The 5,509-nt window shown below is 63.2% G+C and carries 1 protein-coding gene; it reads left to right on the forward strand.

The window, feature by feature from the left end; translation table 11 throughout:
- On the forward strand, positions 1-5,509 hold a 5,509-nt coding region (locus RWT78_RS27700; protein ID WP_314682401.1), incomplete at both ends, for a non-ribosomal peptide synthetase.

A 5,509-nucleotide genomic window follows, 5' to 3' on the forward strand; every position in this document is an offset into this window, starting at 1 on the left:
CGAGGGCCCGGATCCGACTCCGGGTGTGCACGCCCTGACGAAGAGGGACACCGCCTCGGCCACCATTGACATCGAAGTACGAGTTCCCACGGGATTGACCGAGGCCGTGTCGACGACAGTTCCGCAGGCGATTCACGGGAGCGTCGAGGACGGATTGTTGACGGCTTTGGCACTTGCGATGGTCCGCTGGCGCATGGACCGCGGCATCGACAATCCGGAGACATTGATCAGTCTCGAGGGACACGGACGCGAGGAACAGGTAGTTCCCGGGGCAGATCTTGCTCGCACGGTGGGATGGTTCACGACGATCTTCCCGGTGCGGATCGATCTGAGCGGAGTGGATCCGGGTGACGCCTTCGCCGGCGGCCCGGCTGCCGGCGTCGCTGCCAAGACTGTCAAGGAACAACTCCGGGCGGTGCCGGACCGCGGCATCGGCTTCGGGTTGCTGCGCTATCTGAACCGCGAAACGGCACACACTCTTTCGCAACTTCCGGTGCCTCAGATCAGCTTCAACTACCTCGGACGCGTCGGTGGAACCGATGCCGACGCTTCAGCGGGATGGGTACCGATCCGTGACGAGGACCTGCGGACGGTTGCGGCCGTCGATCTCCCACTCGCCAGCGTCCTCGAGGTCAACGTGATGACGGTCGACAGCGATACCGAGGACGGTCCGCAGCTCGTTGCCGGCTGGACGTTCCCACCGGACATTCTGGGTGCGGACGACGTTCGGCAACTGGGGCAGTGGTGGCTCGACGCACTGGCCGGGCTCGGAGAGTTCGCGGCGGGCGGCGGCGGATTCACACCCTCGGACTTCGATCTGGTCGATCTTCGACAGGAGGCGATCGACGACCTCGAAAGTCGGTGTCCCGACCTGAGCGATGTCTGGCCACTCTCTCCACTGCAAGCGGGGTTGTTGTTCCACGCCGAATTGGCCGAACGATCGGTCGACGCATACCTCGTACAAGTGGCTCTCGATCTAGCCGGCGCAGTCGATTCGGAGCGCCTGCGCCGCGCCGCCGACGCGCTGCTCGGCCGGCATGAGAACCTGCGTACCGCCTTCCTTCACAGCGCCGACGGGCGTGCCGTCCAGGTGGTCCGAAGCAACGTGGCAGCGCCGTGGCAGGAAATCGACCTCACTGGTGCACCAGATCAGGAAATTGATCGAGCGCTGGCCGAGGACCGAGCGCGCCCGTTCGACATGGCACGGGCGCCGTTGATCCGATTCACCCTGATCGCTCTCGCCCCCGAAAAGTTCACGCTCGTGCTCACCAATCATCACATCCTTCTGGACGGCTGGTCCATGCCCCTGCTGATCCGGGAATTGGCGACGCTCTATGCCGCCGACGGTCAAGTGGCGGCCTTGCCTCACGCGCGCGCGTATCGCGACTATCTGACCTGGATGAGCTGCCGCGATCAGCAAGCTTCCCGAGCTGTGTGGGCGAGGACGCTGAGCGGAGTCGAAGGACCGACGCTGTTGGCTCCAGCGGTTCGATCGCGTCGACTCTCCACCATGGCGGCCGAGTGGGTGTTCGATCTGGACGAGGAATTCACAACCTCACTTCGCGGAATGGCGCGTGAACTCGGGCTGACGATCAACACGATTGTTCAGGCATCGTGGGGGATCGTCCTTGCTGCACTGACCGGGAGAGACGATGTGGTGTTCGGAGCGACGGTTTCGGGTCGACCTCCCGAGCTGACCGGGATCGAAACCATGGTCGGGCTGTTCATCAACACAATTCCGGTCCGAATCACGCTGCGCCCGAGTGAAAGTATCGGCACACTCCTCGCGCGGATCCAGGCCGAGCAAGCAGAGCTGTCGGATCACCACTGTCTCGGGCTTTCCGAGATCCACGTAGGCGCGGGGCCGGAGATCGGATTCGACACGTTGACTGTGTTCGAATCGTATCCCGTTGACCGTCAGGGGCTTTCGTCCGATACCGATATTGCGGGGGTCCGGATCACCGATGTCGAAGCCAAGGACGCTGCCCACTACCCGCTCAGCCTCGTAGCATCGGTCGACACCAGGCTCCGCCTGAAATTCGAGTACATACCCGAGGTTTTCGGTGCCGCCGACATCGAAGAGATCGCCGGACGACTGCGGCGCGTACTCGAAGCGTGTACCCAGCCGGATCGTCCCTTGGCTGTGGTGTCGGTGCTCGCAGCCTCCGAACATACTGAATTGGTGCCAGTCCGTGGCACGGCCGGCGGGTCGTTGCGCGTCTTCCCGGAGATCTTCGACGAGGCAGCCCAGCGTGATCCGAACGCACCGGCCGTGGAATCGGCGGACGGCAGCATGACCTACGGCGAGCTGGACATCCTTTCCAATCGCATTGCTCGCATGCTCGTCTCGCACGGCCTGGGAACCGAGGACTATGTAGCGGTCGGTGTCCCACGTTCTCTCGCGTCCGTGGTGTCGATACTTGCCGTCGCCAAGACAGGCGCTGCGTTCGTGCCGATCGATCCCGACTATCCGGACGAGCGGATCAATCACATGCTGATCGATTCGAAGGTCAGCTTCGGATTGACCACCACCGCGGGCCGAGATCGATTGCCCGATATCGCGGAGTGGCTGATTATCGACGATCCGCATTTCACTAAGAAGTGCGAGGGATTCTCGGGGAGCCCGTTGACCGACAACGACCGACTCCGTCCGATCGGGTTGGATTCAGCTGCCTACGTGGTCTACACCTCGGGGTCGACCGGCGTGCCCAAGGGCGTCGTGGTCACGCAGCGAGGGCTCGACAACTTCGCCCGAGACCAGCTCGAACGCTACGGCGCAACTCCACAATCACGCACGCTGCACTTCTCCACTCCGAGTTTCGACGGGTCGCTCTTCGAATATCTGCAGGCTTTCGGAGCCGGGGCGACGATGGTTGTCGCTCCACCCGGGATCTACGGGGGCGAGGACCTGGCGCAACTTCTGGCAGAGCACGCCGTCACGCACGCGTTCGTCACCACAGCGGCATTGGCATCGGTGGACCCGGCTGGGCTGGAACAACTTTCGGAAGTCGTATTCGGGGGCGAGGCGTGCCCGCCCGACCTCGTCGCTCGCTGGGCACCTGGCCGCCGCCTGTACAACGCGTACGGACCGACCGAAGCAACGATCATGTCCAACGTCAGCCCGCCGATGACCGCCGGAGAACCAATCACCATCGGTGGACCCGTCAGGGGCGTCAGCGAACTGGTGCTCGACACTCGACTTCAAGCGGTTCCCGTCGGGGTCCCCGGCGAGCTGTACCTGGCCGGACCAGGCGTGGCACGGGGATATCACCGAAGGGCGGGGTTGACGGCAGAACGCTTTGTTGCCAACCCGGCTGACCCAGGAACGCGGATGTACCGCACCGGCGACATCGTGCGATGGACGGCGGACATGTGTGTCGAGTACGTCGGGCGAAGCGACTTCCAGGTCAAGGTTCGAGGCTTCCGTGTCGAACTCGGTGAGATCGACAGTGTGCTGATGTCGGAGCCCAACGTCGGTTTTGCCGTTACGGTTGCCGATTCCGGCCCCACCGGAGACACCCGACTCGTGTCGTACGTCGTGCCCACGGCGGGTCGACTGGACACCAGGATCCTGATTCGCGCCGTGGCCCGGCGCTTGCCTTCGCACATGGTGCCTGCCGTTCTCACGGTGCTGGAGAACATTCCGTTGACCGCTGTCGGAAAAGTCGACCGTTCGGCGTTGCCAAGACCCGAAATCGAGACGACCACAGGGGATTTCCGTCCCCCGGTCGGCCCGGTCGAACAGGCAGTGTCGGACGTGTTCGGCGAGGTGCTCGGCCTCGAACGAGTCGGTACCGACATCAGTTTCTTCGAGCTCGGTGGAAATTCTCTGAGCGCCACTTCGGTCGCGGCGAGGCTACGGGCGGTGCTCGGAGCTACCGTAGGCGTGCGGGATCTGTTCGAGACGCCGACGGTGGCCGAGTTGGCTACGGTGATCGGCCACTCGGTTGCCGAAGGGTCGGAGCGACTGGGACCGCGCCCCCGACCCGACAACATCCCCTTGTCGTTTGCTCAGCAGCGGATGTGGTTCGTCAATCAACTCGACACCAGTTCTCCTGCATACAACATTCCGCTCGTGGTGCGGTTGAGCGGTGAACTCGACAAACCGGCCTTGAGATCAGCGATGTCCGATGTCATCGCCCGCCACGAATCGCTGCGAACGATGTTCCCGGTCCACGGTGACGGACCGGTCCAGCACATCCTGCCCACCGAGAGCGCCGAGCTGCCGCAACTGACCGAGACATCGGTGACCGACGAACATCATCTCCGTGACGAGCTTGCCCGGATGGTCTCGGCCGGTTTCGACGTCGCCGCACGAATTCCCCTGCGGGCAGCGTTGTTCACCATCGATGAGCGCGAACACGTGCTTGCCGTAGTGGTGCACCACATCTCGGCTGACGGCTTCTCGATGTCTCCGTTGACCCGAGACGTGATGATTGCATACGAGGCCCACGCGTACGGCGGGGATCCCCAGTGGACGCCGCTTCCAGTCCAGTACGCCGACTTCGCGCTCTGGCAACGGGAGATTCTGGGCTCAGTCGACGACCCCGGGTCGGTGATCAGTGAGCAGTTGGCTTACTGGCGACGTGCACTGTCAGGTGCTCCCGACCTCTTGGAACTTCCGCTCGATCGAGACCGGCCGACGCAACAGAGTTTTCACGGCTCGCGGATTCACTTCTCGATCAGCAGTGATCTTCACCGCCGTATTCTGAACGTGTCGCGGCAGCACGAGTCCACTGCATTCATGACTGTGCATGCAGCGCTCGCGCTCTTGCTGGCACGTTTGGGCAGCACCGACGACATCGTGATCGGCACGCCGATCGCCGGCCGGGGAGATCGTGCCCTCGATGATCTGGTCGGCATGTTCGTCGGCACGCTCGCACTGCGCACACAGGTGGATCCGGCTCGATCGTTCCGCGAGTTGGTTGAGCATTGCCGCGAAGTCGACCTCGCCGCGTTCGCTCATTCCGACGTGCCCTTCGAGCGGGTAGTGGACGCGGTCGGGCCGAAACGGTCGAGCGCTTATGCACCGATTTCCTCGGTGTCGCTGGAATTCCAGAACAACGAACGACCGATTCTGAAGCTACCGGGACTGGAAGTCCGCGGGATCGACCCTGAACTCGAGGTAGTGAAGGTAGACCTGGAATTCCTTCTGGCCGAGGAGTACGACGATCGCGGTGAACCGGGAGGGATGAGCGGAGCCGTCGACTTTGCCACTGATCTCTTCGACCCCGGTACGGTCGGCGGTTTTGCCGACATGTTCGTTCGTGTGCTCGAGGCAGTGACCCGGAATCCGCAGGTACCGATCGGTGACATCGACCTACTCGGCGATCCCGAACGTCGCGAGTTGACGCCGGCGCATGGGCTCCCCGAAGTACCTCCGAAATTGTGGCCTGAGTTGTTGGCGGACGCCGTGGCGATCGATCCTGACTCGGTGGCCCTGTCGCTCGAGAACCGGCAGCTCAGTTATCGCGACCTGGACGAGTGGTCGAATCGTGTTGCCCGGGAG

It is taken from the genome of uncultured Rhodococcus sp. (assembly GCF_963525155.1).
Classification (GTDB): domain Bacteria; phylum Actinomycetota; class Actinomycetes; order Mycobacteriales; family Mycobacteriaceae; genus Rhodococcus_F; species Rhodococcus_F qingshengii.